The sequence below is a fragment of the Actinoplanes sp. SE50/110 genome, assembly GCF_900119315.1.
Classification (GTDB): Bacteria; Actinomycetota; Actinomycetes; order Mycobacteriales; family Micromonosporaceae; genus Actinoplanes.
The window spans coordinates 2,479,066-2,495,097 of the sequence record NZ_LT827010.1 but is presented as its reverse complement, the minus strand read 5'-3'; the positions used below and the strand labels follow the sequence as shown (position 1 = coordinate 2,495,097).

Below are 16,032 nucleotides of genomic sequence, written 5' to 3'. Positions count from 1 at the left end.
TCACCCCCTCACCCGCTCGGCGGCGGCCCGCCACGGGCCGTCGTCGCCGCGCGGTTCGTAGCGCACGATCTGTTGAGTCTGCCGCACCAGCGCGCGCATCGCATCGAGCCCGCCGGAGACCACCCCGGCCGCCCGCGCCTGGACCAGCAGGTTGCCCAGCGCGGTCGCCTCGACCGGCCCGGCCAGCACGGGAAGGCCGGTGGCGTCGGCGGTGAGCCGGCAGAGCAGCTCGTTGCGGGCGCCGCCGCCGACCAGGTGCAGCACGCCCGGCGTGACCCCGGCCAGCTCGGCGGCCTGGCGCACCGCGCGCCGCTGGGCGAGCGCCAGGCTGTCCAGGATGCACCGGGTGATCCGGGCCGGCGAGGCGTCGTTGGACAGTCCGGCCGCGCGGCGGATCCGGCCGGCCATGTCGCCGGGCGGCAGGAAGATCGGGTCGTCGAGGTCGACGACCGCGCCGAGCAGCGGTTCCGCGGCGGCGGCGGTGAGCAGGCCGGTGATCTCCGGGGCGCCCCACCCCCGCATGCACTCCTGCAGCGGCCAGAGTCCGGCCACGTTGCGCAGGTAGCGGATGGTCCGGTCGACGCCGCCCTCGTTGGTGAAGTTCGCCGTGCGGGAGGCGGCGCTGAGCACCGGCCGGTCCAGTTCGAGTCCGACGAGCGACCAGGTGCCGCTGGACACGTACGCGACATCGCCGCCGCAGGCGGGAACCGCGACCACCGCCGACGCCGTGTCGTGCGAGCCGACCGCGACCACCGGAATGCCCCGGAAGCGGCCGATCACGTCGCCGGGGCGACGGATCGGCGGGAGGAGGTCCGCCCGCAACCCCAGGTCCGCGATCAACGAGGTGGCCCATCGGCCGGTACGAACGTCGAGCAGCCCCGTGGTCGAGGCGTTGGTGTACTCCGCGCCGATCTCCCCGGTCAGCCAGTACGCCATCAGGTCGGGGATCATCAGCAGGGTCGCGGCCGTCGCGTACTGCGGGGTGTCCGCGGCCGCGAGCAGCTGGTAGACGGTGTTGAACGGCAACGTCTGCAGCCCGTTCACGGCATAGAGGTCGGGGACCCGGGCGGCGATCCCGTCGGTCCGCGCGTCCCGGTAGTGCACCGGGTTGCCGAGCAGCGCCCCGGACACGTCGAGCAGCCCGTAGTCGACCGCCCACGAGTCGATCCCGATGCTGTCCACCGGACCGGCCCGGGCGAGCCCGTCCAGCACCCCGCGGTAGAGCGCCAGGATGTCCCAGTACAGGGTGCCGCCGGCGCGCACCGGCTCGTTCGGAAAGCGGTGCACCACCGCCAGGTCGAGGCCGTCGCCGGTGAACGTGCCGACCACGACCCGCCCGCTGGCGGCGCCGAGATCGACGGCTGCGAACCGGTGGCTCATCGCAGGAAGGCGGCCGCGACGCCGCCGTCGACCGGGACGTGCAGTCCGGTGGTGTGCGACAGTTCGCCGGCGGTGAGCACGAAGACCGCGTTGGCCACGTGCTCGGGCAGCACCTCCCGCTTGAGCAGGGTCCGCTGGGCGTAGAACTCGCCGAGCCGCTCCTGCGGCACCCCGTAGACGGCGGCGCGCCGCGCACCCCAGCCGGCCGCGAAGATCCCCGAGCCACGGACGACACCGTCGGGGTTGACGCCGTTGACGCGTACGCCGTGATCGCCGAGCTCGGCCGCCAGCAACCGCACCTGATGCGCCTGGTCTGCCTTGGCGGCGCCGTAGGCGACGTTGTCCGGACCGGCGAACACGGAGTTCTTGCTGGAGATGTAGACGATGTCGCCGCCCATCCGCTGCGCGATCAGCACCCGGGCCGCGGCCCTGGCCACCAGGAACGAGCCCTTGGCCAGCACGTCGTGCTGCACGTCCCAGTCCTGCTCGGTGGTCTCCAGCAGCGACTTCGAGAGGGACAGACCGGCGTTGTTGACCACCAGGTCGACCCCGCCGAAGGCGAGCACCGCCGCGTCCAGCGCGGCGTCGACCGCGGCCGCGTCGGTCACGTCGGCCTCGACGGCGATCGCCGCGTCGGTGCCGCCGATCTCGTCCGCCACGGCCCGCGCGGTGGTGACGTCCCGGTCGGCGATCACCACGCAGGCGCCCTCGGCGGCCAGCCGCAGCGCGATCGCCCGGCCGATCCCGGAGCCGCCGCCGGTCACGAACGCGGCCCGGGCGGCCAGTGGTTTCGGCTTCGGCATCCGCTGGAGTTTGGCCTCCTCCAGGGCCCAGTACTCGATCCGGAACTTCTCCGCCTCGTCGATCGGCGCGTACCGGGAGATGCTCTCCGCGCCGCGCATCACCGTGATCGCGTTGACGTAGAACTCGCCGGCCACCCGGGCGGTCTGCTTGTTCGCCCCGAACGAGAACATCCCCACACCCGGGACCAGCACGATCGCCGGGTCGGCGCCGCGGATCGCCGGAGTGTCCGCGGTGGCGTGCCGGTCGTAGTAGGCGCGGTAGTCGGCCCGGTAGCCCTCGCGCAGCTCGGTGAGCCGCTGCGTGATGGCCGCAAGCGGCGCGTCCGGCGCGGTGTCCAGGACCAGCGGCTTGACCTTGGTGCGCAGGAAGTGGTCCGGGCAGGAGGTGCCGAGCGCGGCCAGCTCCGCCAGCCGCTCGCTGCCGACGAAGTCGAGGACGACGTCGTCGTCGGTGAAGTGGCCGACCTGCGGGCGGTCGGTGGAGGCCAGCCCGCGGATGATCGGGAACAGCTCGGCGGCCCGCTCACGTCTCCGCTGCCGCGGAAGAGCCGCGGTCCGGACGTTGCCGAACGGCTCGCGGCGGCCGTGCCGCTCGAGGTATGCGGCGGCGGTGCTGATGATCTCCTGCGCGTGGGCCTCGCACTCGTCGCTGGTCGCACCCCACGCGGTGATCCCGTGCCCGCCCAGGATCACCCCGATCGCCCGCGGATGCGCCCGCTGCACCGCGGCGATGTCCAGACCCAGCTGGAACCCGGGCCGGCGCCAGTCCACCCACCGCACCCGGTCCCCGAAGATCTCCCTGGTCAGCGCCGGCCCGTCGGCGGCGGTCGCGATCGCGATCCCGGCGTCCGGGTGCAGGTGGTCCACGTGCGGCACGTCCACCAGCGCGTGCATCGCGGTGTCGATGCTGGGCGCCGCCCCACCCCGCCCGTGCAGGCAGTAGTCGAACGCGGCGACCATCTCGTCCTCGCGCTCCACCCCCGGGTAGACGCCGGGCAGCGCGCGCAGCCGGTCCAGCCGCAGCACCGCGAGGCCCTGCTCGGTGAGGGTGCCGAGGTCGCCACCGGAGCCCTTGACCCAGATCAGCTCGGTCGGCTCGCCGGTCACCGGGTCCACCTCGGCGCCCTTGGCGGAGGTGTTCCCGCCCGCGTAGTTGGTGGTGCGCGGATCCGCACCGAGGCGGTGCGACCTCGCGATGAGCGCGGCCACTGCCGGGTTCGTCATGAGCGATCCTCACCGATTTATGAAACGTTTCACGAGTGCGGTCAGATTACGCGCGCCTCGACCGCCCGGTCAAGACCACGGCGCCCCACGACGAACCGCCGGCGTCCACCGCTGCGAGGCGAAACGTCGAGGTGGCGCGCGCCGTCGCACCGACCCGTGATGGTCGCGGTAGGACGATCCGTCCATGATCGCCCTTGATTCCGGTATTTCCGCTCTTCCTGACATCGCCCCGGGTGCGGATTTCCGACAGCGGGGCGGCGGCGCCGATGTGCGACGTTCAGCGCCATGCATCGTCGTCGCTGGATTGCCGGGGTCGCCGTGGCGGCCGTCGTCGGTGGGGTTCCGGTGCCCGTGCTGGGCGCGGTCACCCCGGTCGCGAAAATCAACTTTCAGCCTGCCACCGCGGCCGTGCCGGGCGGGTACACCGCCGACACCGGAGCCGCGTTCGACGGCGCGCAGGGGTGGGTGCGGCAGGACAGCCTGAGCAGCACCGCCCACGTGCCGCTGGATCTGACCCGCAACACGCGGGACCGCGCGCGTGCGGGAATCGATCAACGGCTCGACACCATCATTCATCTGCAGTACGGCGATGTCGGCGGCACCAACGGCATCGCCACCGCCGGCGCCTGGGAGTACGCCGTGCCGGACGGCACCTACCAGGTGACCGTCTCGGCCGGGGACCAGCCGGCGTACGACAGCCGGCACACCGTCCGCGTCGAGGGCGTCACCGCGATCAGCGGTTTCGTGTCCACCGCGGCCGCCGAGTTCCGGCCGGCGACGGTGACCGTGCCGGTCAGCGACGGGCGGCTGACCGTGGACGCGATCGGCGGCGTCAACACCAAGCTGAACTACGTGGAGATCAGCCGGGTCACCGCGGACCCGCCCACCGGGCTGACCGCCACCCCCGGCGACGCCCAGGTGGCGCTGGCCTGGAGCGGGAACGCGGCGAGCTACCGGGTCTACCGCGGGAGCACGCTGCTGGCGACGGTGACCCGGGCGTCGTATCTGGACACCGCGGTCACCGACGGCACCGCCTACGAGTACCACGTGACCACCGACGGCGGTTCGTCGGCGACGGTCGGCGCGACCCCGGCCGCGTTCGCCCTCAAGGTGGACTTCTCGGATGCGGCGACCGCGCCGGCCGTCGGATATGTGCGGGACTCCGGTGGGGCGTACACCTCGACGCGCGGCTACGGCTGGGTGGATCTGGGTGAGGGCACCCCGGTCGACCTGACCGGCAACGGGCGCAACCGGAACCCGGCCGCCGGCCAGAGCGATCCGCGGCTGGCCACCTTCGTGCACGCCCAGCTTCCGGCCGGCGCGCCGGGGGTGGCCACGCCGGGCGCCTGGGAGGCGGCCGTGCCGGCCGGGGTCTACACGGTGACCGTCGCGGTCGGTGACGCGGGCACCGCGGTGGACAGCGTGCACTGGGCGAATGTGGAGGACCAGAACGCGATCGCCGGGTTCCGGCCGAGCGCCGCGGTCAGGTTCGCCGCCGCGACCCGCACGGTGCGGGTCACCGACGGGAGGCTGACGCTGAGCCCGGCCGGGGGTACGAACACCAAGTTCGACTACGTCGACATCGCCAGCGTGCCGGCCGCCGGGGCCGTTCCCGCGGTGCGGGCCGGCACGCCGGCGAACGGCGCGACCGGCGTCTCCCCCACCACCAGCGTGGTCGAGGACCTGGTGCTGCCCAACGGCGGTGTCGCGGCCGCCTCGCTGACCGCCTCGACGGTGACCCTGACCCGGCTCAGCGACGGCGCGGCGGTGCCGGCCACCACGATCACCAGCGGCGGCGGGGACGTGATCAACCTGTCGCCGACCGCGCCGCTGGCGGTGGGCACGGCGTACCGGTTCACCGTGACCGGCGGGGTCACCGACGTGACCGGGACGGCGTTCACGCCGTACTCCATCGTCTTCACCACCGGCACCGGCGGAAACCCGGGCGGACCGGCGGCCTTCGACAAGGTCGTGGGCGTGGCCACCGGGGCGTCGTTCACCTCGGTGCTGACCGGGCCGGACGGGCGGTTGTACGCCGGGACGCTGGACGGGAACGTCTACCGCTTCCCGATCAACGCGGACGGCACGCTCGGCACGCCGCTGATCATCGGCTCGGTGCGGGCGAACGCCGCGGCGCTCGGGCTGCCCGGCGCGCCCGCCCGCACGATCATCGGGATGGCGTTCGACCCGGCGTCCACGGCGGCCGCGCCGATCCTCTGGACAACCGACAATTACGAGTACGTGGGTCCGCTCGACGTCCCGGACTGGTCCGGCCGGATCGGCCGGCTCAGCGGGGCCGACCTGGGCACCTACACCCCGGTGGTGACCGGTCTGCCGCGCTCGGTGAAGGATCACGAGACGAATTCACTGGCGTTCGGCCCGGACGGCGCGCTGTACCTGACCCAGGGCGCCAACAACGCGATGGGCGCCGCCGACTCCACCTGGGGCAACCGGGCGGAGCACCTGCTCAGCGCGGCCGTGCTGCGGCTGGACCCGGCGCGGTTGCCGGCGACGCTGCCCCTGAACGTGCAGACCGAGCAGGGTGGGAGCTACGACCCGTACGCCGGCAATGCGCCGTTGACCCTGTATGCGACCGGCGTGCGGAACGCCTTCGACCTGGTGTGGCATCGCAACGGGCACCTGTACACGCCCACCAACGGCTCGGCGGCCGGCGGCAACACCCCGGCCACCCCGGCGACGCTGCCCGCCTCGTGCGCGCGGCGCGGCTACACCGGGCCGGTGGTGCCGGCGCTCACCAACGTGCCGGCCGCGGAGACCGATTACGTCTTCGACGTGAAGTCCGGCCGGTACTACGGCCACCCGAACCCGGTGCGCTGCGAGTGGGTGCTGGCCGGCGGCAACCCGACCGCGGGCGCGGACCCGTTCGAGGTGGCCGCCTACCCGGCCGGCACCGCACCGGACCCGAACTTCGACCTGGCCGGCACATACGACGCGGGCCTGCACGCCTCGGCCGACGGCGCGATCGAATACCGCGGTGGCGCGCTCGACGGCAGGCTGCTGGTGGTCCGCTACTCGGATGGGCAGGACATCGAGACGTTCGACGTGGCCGCGTCCGGCGCGCTGTCGAACCGGACCGTGGGCATCACCGGGCTGACCGGTTTCAGTCAGCCGCTGGACGTCACCGAGGACGTCACCACCGGCAACCTGTACGTGACCGAGCTCGGCGCCGCCCGGATCACCCTGCTGAAACCACACGCCTGACCGCTCGGACGCCACCGCCCGGGCGCAACGGCCCGGGCGGTGGCGGCGGGGCGGATTCAGATGAGCCAGCGGTGCTTGCGGACCAGCGGCAACCGGGTCCAGACGCGGCCCAGACCCCAGGTGTGAGCTGCGTGGCTGCGGCCGATGGTCGTCATCGCTTCCTCCTCCATCAATCTCGTCACCCCGACACTGCTCCGTCCGCCGCGCCGGCGCCCGGGTCCGACCACCCCACCCGGTGGGCCGAAAGTCCCGACGTCAGCCGACCTTGACCGGCTCCGGGGCGGGCGTGTCCGCGCGGCGCCGGACCACGGCCAGCACCACCACCGCGGCGACCAGGGCGGTGCCGGCCGCGACGTACAACGTCTGGTGGAGACCGTCGGCGAAGCCGGCCGGTCGGCCGTGCGCGGCGCCGATCCGGTCGGCGAAGATGGTGCCGAAGACCGCCACCCCGAGGGCGAAACCGAGCTGCCGGAAGGTGTTCAGCGCCCCGCCGGCCATGCCGCTGCGCTCGCGCGGCACCTCGGCCAGCACCGCCGAGGACAGCGACGGCAGCACGCAGCCGACGCCGAGGCCGACCACGATCAGGCCGGGAATCAGGATCCGGCCGGTGCTGCCCGCGTCCAGCCGGGCCTGCAGCAGGTCACCGGCCGCGATCAGCAACAGGCCGAGGCCGACCGTCCAGCGCGGGCTGACCTTCTGCAGGAACTTACCGGCGGCCGCGCCGACCACCAGCGAGGCGGCGGCCATCGGCAGCGCGCCGACCAGGCCGGCGTCGACCGGACCGTTGTGCAGCACCTGCTGCAGCCAGACCGTGGCGAACGGGAGGTAGCCGAATGCGGCGGCCTGGGTCAGGAACGCGGCCAGGATCAACGCGGCGAACGGCGCCCGGCGGAACAGCGCCAGGTCCAGCATCGGGTGGTCGGAGCGCAGCTCGGCGATGATGAACGCGACCAGGGCAACGGCTCCGGCGCCGAACGCGCCGAGCGCCACGCCGTCGGTCCAGCCGGCGTCACCGGCGCGAATCAGGCCGTACGTGACGGCGGCCGCCGCCACGGTGAAGGTGAGCGTGCCGGGCAGGTCGAACCGGCCGCCCCAGGGCGCCTTCGACTCGGTCACGCCGCGCACCGTGAACCAGACCGCGACCAGGCAGACCGGCAGGTTGACCAGGAACACCCAGCGCCAGCCGAAATGCTGGGTGAGCAGGCCGCCGGCGAGCGGGCCGGCCGCCGCGGCGGCGCCGTTGACCGCACCCCAGATGCCGAAGGCGACACCCCGGTCGTGGCCGTGGTAGGTGACGTTGAGCAGGGCGGCGGTGCAGGCGAACATGGCGGCCCCGCCGGCGCCCTGCAGGACGCGGGCGGCGATCAGCGCCTGCTCGTTCGGCGCGACCGCGCACAGCAGGGAGGAGACGGCGAAAATCACGATCCCGATGAGGTACGTACGGCGGCGGCCGTACCGGTCGGCGAGCGAGCCGGCGCCGAGCAGCAGGGCGGCGAGCGCGAGGGCATAGCCGTCGAGCACCCACTGCAGGTCGGCGTAGTCGGCCCCGAACTTGCCGGCGATCGACGGCAACGCGACGACGACGATGGTGACGTCCACCAGCAGCAGGAAGGTGCCGAGGCAGACGGCGATCAGTGGTGACCATTTGCGCATGCACAGCAGAATGCCGTGCGTTCCCCTGAACGCTGGCCTCGTTCCGCCCATCCTGGCGGATCTCGACAGCCGATATGGTGGCGTGGTGGAAATCGACACGCTGGACCGACAGGTGACACACGCGCTGCGGATCAACGGCCGGGCCGGCTACCGGGAGATCGGCGCGGTGCTCGGCGTCTCCGACCAGACCGTCGCCCGGCGCTACCGCCGGCTGCGGGAGGAGGCGGGGCTGCGGGTCGTCGGGTTGCCCAACCCCATCGAGCTGCGGTACGAGACCTGGACGCTTCGCCTGCGCGCCGCCCCCGACGCGGCCCTGGCGATCGCCAACGCCCTGGCCCGCCGCCCCGACACCACGTGGGTGTCCCTGACCTCGGGCGGCACCGAGATCGCCTGCAGCGTGCACGTGCCCGCCTCGTCCGACCGCAAGGCCCTGCTCCTGCAGCAACTCCCGCGCACACCCCGGCTCGTCGCGGTCAGCGCCCACTGCGTGATCCACAACTTCGTCGGCGGGGCGGTCGGCCCCGACCTGCGCGACGACGCGCTGACCGCCGAGCAGAAGGCGGCGCTGTCCCCGCCGCGGACCACGTCACCGGCCCACCTGACCCCCGGCGACGCGCCGCTGATCGAAGCACTCGCCTGGGACGGGCGACTCAGCTACACCGAACTGGCCGCGTCGACCGGCTGGCCGGAAACGACCGTGCGGCGACGGACGCAGGAGCTGTTCGGATCCGGGTCGCTCTACACCGACGTGGAGATCGAACCGGAGGTGTTCGGCTTCCGGGCGGCGGTCAACATCTGGCTGTCGGTGGCGCCGTCCCGGATGGCGTCGGTCGGGGCGGCGCTCGCGGCACACGAGGAGATCGTGTTCGCGGCGGCGACGACCGGGCCGACGAACATCCAGACGGCGGCGATCTGCCGCGACATGCCGGCCTTCTACCGCTACGTCACCGAGCGGTTGAGCCTGCTGGACGGCGTGGAGCGGATCGAGTCCGCCCCCGTCCTCAAACACGTCAAACAGGTCGGCGCGGTCCGCTGACCCCGGCGCGGGTCAGCGCCAGAAGACGGCGACGGCAGCGTTCGCCAGGGTGAGCGTGATGATGCCGATGTAGTGGCCCTTGTTGACCGCCTCGCGCTTGCGCGGGATGAACACCATGATGAAGATCATCACGGCGATCACCAGCTTGACCACGAGCTTGGCCGGGTCCGGCTCGTGATCGCCGCCGCCGCGCAGCGGAGCGGCCAGGCCGAGCCCGGTGACCAGCTGGATGATCGATCCCCAGAGGACCGCCGGGCTGATCCGGAACGTGCCGGACAGGAACTGCGCGATCGACCCGCCCAGCAGCAGGGCGAAACCGACGAGGTGCACGAAGAGCAGGATCAACCGGAGAGCTTCCACAGCGCGACAGCTTGCCATTTCCCGGCCCGCTCGATCAATCCGGGACCCCCGGGTCACCCGATCCGGCCACCCGCCCGTCAGCGGCGGGCGGCTCCGGTGGAGGCGCGGGCGACCAGGGCCGGGACGAACGTCGCCTGCTCGTGCTCGTGGTCCGGGTCGGTGGCCTCGTCCAGGACCAGCCGGGCCGCGGTGCGGCCGAGTTCCTGCCGAGGCTGGCGCACCGAGGTGAGCGGCACCGCGGCCGCGGCGGCGAAGTCGATGTCGTCGAAACCGACGATGGCCAGGTCGTCGGGGACGCGCAGGCCGGCGGTGACCGCGTGCTGCAGCAGGCCCAGGGCGAGCAGGTCGTTGGCGCAGAACGCGGCGGTGGGCCGGCGGCGCGAGGGCAGCCCGGCGAGGCGTTCACCGGCGGAGCGTCCCTCGCTGACGGTGAGCGCCTCGGTGGGCACGTGGATCAGGTCGCCGGCGGGCCTGCCGAACTCCGCCCAGACCTCCCGGGCACCCTGACAGCGCTCCCGGACCTGACCGATGCTGGACGGTCCGCCGACGAACGCGACCCGCTCGTGGCCGCGATCGATCAGGTGCTCGACGGCGATCCGCCCGCCCAGGATGTCGTCGACGGCGACCGAGCAGTGCCCGCCCTCGCGGCTGAGCCGGTCCACCATGACGAACGGGATGCCGCGCCGGGCGATGTCGGCCAGGTGCGCGGCGTCCGGGTCGACCGGTGTGATCAGGATGCCCTGGACCCGCTGCTGGACCAGGCGGTCGAGGTGTTTGGCCTCGCGCTCCACCCGGCCGCCGCTGTTGCAGACGAACAGGGACAGGTCGGCGGCGTCGGCGGCGATCTCGATGCCCTCGGCGACATCCTGGAAGAACGGGTTGCCACCGTCGAGCATCACGTACGCCAGGGCGCGGCTGGTGCCGGCGCGCAGCTGGCGGGCCGACTCGTTGCGGACGAAGCCCAGCTCGGCCATCGCCCGCTCGACCCGTTCCCGGGTGCCGCCGCTGACCACCGCGGGCCGGTTGAGCACGTTGGAGACCGTGCCGAGGGAGACGCCGGCGGCCGCCGCCACGTCCTTGACCGACGGCGCGCGGCCGTTGCGCGGCTGCTGACCCAACCCCGTAGCCCCCTCGCTGGAACGCTGATTGAAACGCATTCTAGGTCTGCGCGACCCCTCCCCGTACGTCAGCATCGCACCGAGAATGAAACATTTCAACCGACGACCGTGAGCTGGGCGGCCACGATCCGCCAGCCGACGTCCGCACCGAACGCCCAGGTGCGCGTGTAGCGCAGCCGCGCGGTCAGCGGCACCCCACCGAACCGGCCGGTGACCCGGCACACCACGAAGGTGACCCCGGTCGTCCCGACCACCAGCGACTCCAGGCTCTCCTGGGTCAGCTCGTCCACCACCGAGCCGCCCGACCGGTAGCCCTCCAGATCGTCCGCCTTGCTGAACCGGGTCCCGTCCGGTCCGATCGCCACCAGCCGGTCGTCGAGCAGCCGATCCAACTCGGCGACGTCCCCGTTGCGCTGCGCTTCCTGCAGACGCTGCTCGGCGATCAGCAGCGCCGCGTCCCGATCCGGCTCACCCATGCGCCAACAGTAGGAACCCGGCCGCCCGGCGTCCGCCCCCTCTGCCAACGGCAGAAGCCGGCCACCGACGACCCGGCCACATCCCCACTCCCACGCCGGAAGTCAGCAACCAGAACGGCCCGGCGCAGACATCCGCCCCTCCCCCTACGCCAGAAGCCGGCAACCAGAACGGCCCCACGTCGACATCCGCCACTCTCCCCACGCCAGCAGCCGGCAACCAGAACGGCCGCACGTCGACATCCGCCACTCTCCCCACGACAGCAGCCGGCAACCAACTGCCCGGAGGCGAGGACGAGCGACCCCCGGCGGGTCTCGTGACCGGTCCGCAATCGCGGTCGGCTACCGTCCGTGCCCGTGATGCGTTCCCGGTTCGCCCCCGCCGCCCTGCTCTGCGCCTGCCTCGCCGCTCTCACCGCCTGCAGCGCCGACGACTCCGACGCCGCCGCTCCGACCGGCGCCACCACCCGGGGCTCAGCACCCGTCGCCGGGAACGACTCAGCGCCCGCCGGAAACGGCTCAACCCCCGCCGCCGGGAACGGCTCGGCACCGGCGGCCGGGAACGGCACGGCGGCGGCCGGCGCCCCCGGCCCGGGGTCGACCGACGACAGGACCGTCTGCCATCTGGTCGACCAGGCCGGCAGCGTGATGAAGGCCGGCATCTCGCAGGTGCAGCGGTCGGACGGTCACGTGGAACCCGCCGACGCGAAGAACGTCTTCACGACCTTCCACACCGCGATCGACAACGCGCTCGCCAAGGCCGCCGACTCCGACGTCACCACCGCCGCCCGCGCGGTGTCGAAGGAGATCGGCACGGCGGCCGCCGCACCCGATCCGATCAGCGCCGCCGCCAACGCCGGGTTCGACGTTCTCAGCACCAAGCTGACCACCGCCTGCCAGTCCGCCGGCGTCACCATCAACTTCTGACGGCCACGGCCGGTCAGCGACTGGCGGACTCCTCCGCCGGCCCCAGCCAATACTCGGCCGGGGCGATGCCGACGCCTTCGACGACCGGCCGCGGATCGTCCGGAGAGGCGGACGGGTCGAGGTCGGTGGCACTGCGGTAGCCCATCGAGAAGATGGTGAAGCCGGACGGGAATGTGTAGCCGATGTCGAACGGCTCCGGCCGGTGCCCGAGAGAGATCAGCTCGTCGAGCACGTCGTCCATGAACCGGTAGGTCAGCTGCACCCCTTCGAGGGTGGCCTGCTCGCCGCCGTCGGCCGAGAAGCCCAGCTCGACCAGCTCGACGGTGTCCCCGTCGTAGTCGACGACCAGGGTCGGCTCGGTGTCGTAGACCGCGCGCGCCGAGATGCCGGCGTGCATGGGCGGGCCGAGGCGGGCCTCCACCACATCTCTCGTCTCGCCCACCTTGACCAGTGCGACGCCCTCGCCGGGAAGAATCTCCATGCCCGGATGTTGCCACCACCCACCGACATTTTCGAAGCGTCGGCGTTTACCGGGACCGAAGTTCACGCCGCGGACGGTACCGGACCTGCGGTGTTGCGGAATCTGCGAATTCCGACGTCCGGCGCAGCGGCAGCAGTGAGCAGAAGACCACGAAGGCGGCGATCGGCAGCAGATCGAGGTCCACCGAGATCGCCGCGGTGCCGACGCCGAACAGCAGCGGCGTCCAGACCGGCAGCCGGCGGGCGGCGACCAGCAGCCCGAAGAACCCCAGCATGCCGAGCGGGAACAGCATCGGCCCGGCCGTCTGCAGCGCATCGGGCATCGGCGCGGCCCGCCGGAACCCGTGGAACAGGTCCCCGGTGATCACCCACAGGAAGCAGGCCACCCCGGCGAGCGCGACCACGGTCGCGACGGTCGCCACCGGGCGCCCGCCGAGCAGGCCGCGCAGCCCGACCGCGAGCACGCCGAAGAGGACCATGGCGACGAAGAACGCGACGTGTCCCACGTTCCAGAACACCCCGGAGCCGCGGCGGCCGTCCAGCCCGTCCAGGAAGCGGCACACGCCGTACGTGAGGAGCAGTGCCGGAGCGGCGACCGCCGTACGCCGGATGATGACCGTGATCGATGACATGGGTCGACGCTAGAGCGGCGGGCACCCCGGGCAGCACCGGCACATTCCCTGATTCTCTTCTCCGGGTCCCCCTGAGAAGTCCTCAGATATTCCTATCGCACAGATAGGAATGCTATGCTCCCGGCCACGGCGACCGACGGCCGGAGCAGCGGAGACGCCACCAGGCGCGCCGACCATCTCCGGCCGCCGGCCCGCTGTACCACCGCCGCCCGGCAACCGTCCGGGGCTGCCCGGGCAACCCCCGGCGCACCCGGCCGGCCGGACACTTCAGGCGGCCCGACGAGCGCAAGCGGAGGCACGCGTGACCATCCTGACCGAGCAGGCCGCCGAGGACTTCGTCGCGGCCCGCGCCCTCGCGCCCGGGCGGCCCGGGTTCGTCGGCGTCGCCGTCGACCTGCTGCTCGATCCGGAGTCCGCGCCCAGCGCCCGCCGCCCGCTGCGGCACGGCTTCCTGGACGCCCGCTCGCCGCGGGTCGCGGTGGTCAGCGGCCCGCCGTCGCCGGGCATCGAGATCGCCCTGCGCCGGATGTCCGACGACCTGGCGGCCGCCACCCGGGTCACCGACCAGCAGGGCCTCACGGTGCTGCCGTTCGCCACCGACACCGTGCACCCGGACAGCCCGGCGCACGCCTACGGCACGGCGACCGCGGGCCTGCGGGTCGGCCTGGAGGCGGGGCTCGACGAGGACGGCCCGCTCGGCCTGCGCCGCCGCTGGGTGCTGGCGCACACTCTCGCCCCGGTGCTGGCCGCGGCCTTCGCCAACGCGCCGCTGACGCACGGCCGCCCGTCCGGCTGGCGCAGCGTGCGCCAGGCACTGCGCCGCGACCTGCCGGTCCTGCCGGGCCACGCGGTCGCTGCGCTTCCCGCGCCCCGGGTCCCGGGCCATGTCACGGAGGGCTTCGGCGCCCGGTTCGCCATCGATCCGCGTACGTCATGGGCCGCCGCGGCCCTCGACGCACCCACCGTGACCGGCCGCAGCCTCCGGGACCGGCTGCGCGCCGGCGCCCGTCTGACCGAGAGCGATCTGCTGCGCCACCTGACCGCCGTGCGCCCGCCGGTCGCCGCCCGCGGTCACCTGGAGATCGACGCGGTCGACCGGCAGCCCGGGCACGGCTGGCGCCTGCCGGCCGCGATGATCACCGCGCTGCTGGACGACCCGCGCGCCGCCGAGGAGGCCTACGCCGCCACGGTCCACCTGGCCGGCGAGCCCCGGTTGTGGGAGCGGGCCGCCCGCGACGCGCTCACCGACCCGGTGCTGGCCGACGCCGCGCGGGCCTGCTTCCTGGCCGCCTACGCCAGCTTCGCCCGCAACGGCGCCGCCCGCGAGCTGCGCGACGCCCTGGCCGACTTCACCGACGCGTACGTCAATCGGGGCCGCTGCCCCGCCGACGACCTGCTGGACCACATCACCGGCCGGGTCTGAACCGGCCGCGCCTGAACGGCCGCTTCTGAGCCCGCCGCGCCTGAAAGGGCCGGGTCTGAGCCGGCCGCGCCTGAACGGCCGCATCTGAGCCCGCCGCGCCTGAAAGGGCCGCATCTGAGCCCGCCGCGCCTGAAACGGCCGGTCGTGCATCGGCCGCGGCCGACCGGCCGGGTCTGATCTGCCGCACCGAGGCCGCAACGGAATCGATACGTCGTGGCCTCGGTGAAGACCCCTTGTTGGGCTACCGTCCTGGCGTGAACGAGGAATTTCCCGGGCAGCCCGCCAGCGATCCCCTGGCGTCCGCCGCCCCCGCCAGTGATGCGCTGGCCGCACCGCCCACGGCTCCGCTGTACGACGCACCGCCCACGGCTCCGCTGTACAACGCGGCACCGGCGTACCCGACGCCGGACCCGCCGGCGACGCTCCCCTTCCCCGCACCGGCACAGCCGGCCTCGGCACCCCCGGCATACCAGCCACCGGCATACCAGCCACCGGCCGCCGCAGGCTTCCCGCCCCCGGGTTTCCCTCCGCCGGGCTTCCCACCGCCGGGCTTCCCGCCGCCGCCCGGCTACCCGGGCCAGCAGCCCGGCTACCCCGCCGCGGGCTACCCGTTCGGTCCGCCCCCGTCCGGCATCGTCAACGGCTTCGCGATCGCCTCGCTGATCTTCGGCGTCATCGGCGGCGTCTTCTTCGCGATCGGCTTCGGCATCGCCGCCCTGACGCAGATCCGCAAGCGCAACGACCGCGGTCGCGGCCTGGCGATCGCCGGCCTGAGCCTGGCCGGCTGCTGGATCCTCGGCATCGTCACGGCGGTCATCATCGGGGTGGCGGCCGACGACACCCCCCGGGCGAACGACCTGACCACCGGCAGCCGTCCCACCTCGATCGCCACCACGCCCACCACCGTGCCGACCGAGGCGCAGGATGTGCGGACCGAGAAGCTGGCCCCGGGCGACTGCATCGAGACCCTGGTCGAGCAGGAGACGGTGCGCGACCTGCCGGTGATCGACTGTTCGAAGCCGCACGAGGGTGAGGTGTACACGGTCTTCACCTTCCCGAAGGGCGACTTCCCGGGTGACACCCTCGTCGAGAAGGAGGCCGACAAGCGCTGCGGCCGGTCCCTCGACCCGTACGCCAAGGGCAAGTACGCCAGGGCCGACTACTTCTACGTCTTCCCGTCCAGGGAGTCGTGGGCATTCGACCGCGGGGTCACCTGCATCGCGGCCGCCCCCAAGCACGGCAGGTACGTCGGGTCGATGGTGAACAGGTGACCTGAGCCACCGGCTCGCTCCGGCGACGTG

At 73.1% G+C, this 16,032-nt stretch carries 13 protein-coding genes; 5 read left to right on the top strand and 8 right to left on the bottom strand.

Annotation, left to right across the window (positions count from 1 at the left end; translation table 11 throughout):
• Both ACSP50_RS11115 and ACSP50_RS11110 read right to left on the bottom strand, forming a co-directional pair.
• Complete coding sequence (locus ACSP50_RS11115; RefSeq protein ID WP_014689281.1) at nucleotides 1-1,380, bottom strand: rhamnulokinase family protein; 1,380 nt, start codon at nucleotides 1,378-1,380, stop codon at nucleotides 1-3.
• Nucleotides 1,377-3,407, bottom strand: a complete 2,031-nt coding sequence (locus tag ACSP50_RS11110; RefSeq protein WP_014689280.1) for a bifunctional rhamnulose-1-phosphate aldolase/short-chain dehydrogenase — start codon at nucleotides 3,405-3,407, stop codon at nucleotides 1,377-1,379. Before ACSP50_RS11110 ends, ACSP50_RS11115 begins: the two co-directional genes overlap by 4 nt.
• Before the next feature lie 285 nt (nucleotides 3,408-3,692).
• Here ACSP50_RS11110 and ACSP50_RS11105 point away from each other — a divergent pair, with 285 nt between their 5' ends.
• Nucleotides 3,693-6,629 (top strand): Ig-like domain-containing protein, encoded by a 2,937-nt coding sequence (locus tag ACSP50_RS11105; protein ID WP_014689279.1) that lies wholly within the window; start codon nucleotides 3,693-3,695, stop codon nucleotides 6,627-6,629.
• A 255-nt stretch (nucleotides 6,630-6,884) separates the two neighbouring features.
• Here the strand turns inward: ACSP50_RS11105 and ACSP50_RS11100 are convergent, their stop codons facing one another.
• A complete protein-coding gene (locus ACSP50_RS11100) occupies nucleotides 6,885-8,282 on the bottom strand; it encodes an MFS transporter (protein ID WP_043511231.1) in 1,398 nt (465 codons plus the stop codon).
• An 85-nt stretch (nucleotides 8,283-8,367) separates the two neighbouring features.
• Here ACSP50_RS11100 and ACSP50_RS11095 point away from each other — a divergent pair, with 85 nt between their 5' ends.
• Entirely contained in the window at nucleotides 8,368-9,318 is a 951-nt protein-coding gene (locus ACSP50_RS11095; RefSeq protein ID WP_014689276.1) for an Lrp/AsnC family transcriptional regulator, read from the top strand.
• A gap of 12 nt (nucleotides 9,319-9,330) precedes the next feature.
• On the opposite strand, the gene ACSP50_RS11090 is transcribed toward ACSP50_RS11095, so the two are convergent.
• The 3 genes from ACSP50_RS11090 to ACSP50_RS11080 all read right to left on the bottom strand — a co-directional run bounded on the left by ACSP50_RS11090 (nucleotide 9,331) and on the right by ACSP50_RS11080 (nucleotide 11,272).
• Nucleotides 9,331-9,678, bottom strand: coding sequence for a hypothetical protein (locus tag ACSP50_RS11090; RefSeq protein ID WP_043511229.1), 348 nt, complete (start codon nucleotides 9,676-9,678; stop codon nucleotides 9,331-9,333).
• Between the two features lie 77 nt (nucleotides 9,679-9,755).
• Nucleotides 9,756-10,835, bottom strand: a complete 1,080-nt coding sequence (locus ACSP50_RS11085) for a LacI family DNA-binding transcriptional regulator (protein ID WP_052311554.1) — start codon at nucleotides 10,833-10,835, stop codon at nucleotides 9,756-9,758.
• A gap of 56 nt (nucleotides 10,836-10,891) precedes the next feature.
• Nucleotides 10,892-11,272, bottom strand: coding sequence for a nuclear transport factor 2 family protein (locus ACSP50_RS11080; protein WP_014689273.1), 381 nt, complete (start codon nucleotides 11,270-11,272; stop codon nucleotides 10,892-10,894).
• Between the two features lie 354 nt (nucleotides 11,273-11,626).
• Here ACSP50_RS11080 and ACSP50_RS11075 point away from each other — a divergent pair, with 354 nt between their 5' ends.
• Nucleotides 11,627-12,196 (top strand): hypothetical protein, encoded by a 570-nt coding sequence (locus ACSP50_RS11075; protein ID WP_155123475.1) that lies wholly within the window; start codon nucleotides 11,627-11,629, stop codon nucleotides 12,194-12,196.
• A 13-nt stretch (nucleotides 12,197-12,209) separates the two neighbouring features.
• On the opposite strand, the gene ACSP50_RS11070 is transcribed toward ACSP50_RS11075, so the two are convergent.
• Both ACSP50_RS11070 and ACSP50_RS11065 read right to left on the bottom strand, forming a co-directional pair.
• Nucleotides 12,210-12,677 carry a hypothetical protein gene (locus tag ACSP50_RS11070; RefSeq protein ID WP_014689271.1) on the bottom strand — a complete coding sequence of 156 codons (468 nt, stop codon included), beginning with the start codon at nucleotides 12,675-12,677 and terminating at the stop codon, nucleotides 12,210-12,212.
• A gap of 46 nt (nucleotides 12,678-12,723) precedes the next feature.
• Nucleotides 12,724-13,308: a hypothetical protein gene (locus ACSP50_RS11065; RefSeq protein ID WP_014689270.1), complete on the bottom strand. Its 585-nt coding sequence runs from the start codon at nucleotides 13,306-13,308 to the stop codon at nucleotides 12,724-12,726.
• Nucleotides 13,309-13,609: 301 nt separating this feature from the next.
• Here ACSP50_RS11065 and ACSP50_RS11060 point away from each other — a divergent pair, with 301 nt between their 5' ends.
• Both ACSP50_RS11060 and ACSP50_RS44580 read left to right on the top strand, forming a co-directional pair.
• A complete protein-coding gene (locus ACSP50_RS11060) occupies nucleotides 13,610-14,731 on the top strand; it encodes a glutamate-cysteine ligase family protein (protein ID WP_231956904.1) in 1,122 nt (373 codons plus the stop codon).
• A gap of 254 nt (nucleotides 14,732-14,985) precedes the next feature.
• The gene (locus ACSP50_RS44580) at nucleotides 14,986-16,002 is read left to right on the top strand and encodes a DUF4190 domain-containing protein (RefSeq protein ID WP_014689268.1); all 1,017 of its coding nucleotides are present in this window, start codon (nucleotides 14,986-14,988) and stop codon (nucleotides 16,000-16,002) included.
• Nucleotides 16,003-16,032 lie beyond the last annotated feature (30 nt).

Bases quoted from the DNA above. Each gene is read 5' to 3' on its own strand.
- ACSP50_RS11115 (WP_014689281.1), bottom strand. From the start codon at position 1,380: ATGAGCCACCGGTTCGCAGCCGTCGATCTCGGCGCCGCCAGCGGGCGG.
- ACSP50_RS11110 (WP_014689280.1), bottom strand. From the start codon at position 3,407: ATGACGAACCCGGCAGTGGCCGCGCTCATCGCGAGGTCGCACCGCCTC.
- ACSP50_RS11105 (WP_014689279.1), top strand. From the start codon at position 3,693: ATGCATCGTCGTCGCTGGATTGCCGGGGTCGCCGTGGCGGCCGTCGTC.
- ACSP50_RS11100 (WP_043511231.1), bottom strand. From the start codon at position 8,282: ATGCGCAAATGGTCACCACTGATCGCCGTCTGCCTCGGCACCTTCCTG.
- ACSP50_RS11085 (WP_052311554.1), bottom strand. From the start codon at position 10,835: ATGCGTTTCAATCAGCGTTCCAGCGAGGGGGCTACGGGGTTGGGTCAG.
- ACSP50_RS11080 (WP_014689273.1), bottom strand. From the start codon at position 11,272: ATGGGTGAGCCGGATCGGGACGCGGCGCTGCTGATCGCCGAGCAGCGT.
- ACSP50_RS11070 (WP_014689271.1), bottom strand. From the start codon at position 12,677: ATGGAGATTCTTCCCGGCGAGGGCGTCGCACTGGTCAAGGTGGGCGAG.
- ACSP50_RS11065 (WP_014689270.1), bottom strand. From the start codon at position 13,308: ATGTCATCGATCACGGTCATCATCCGGCGTACGGCGGTCGCCGCTCCG.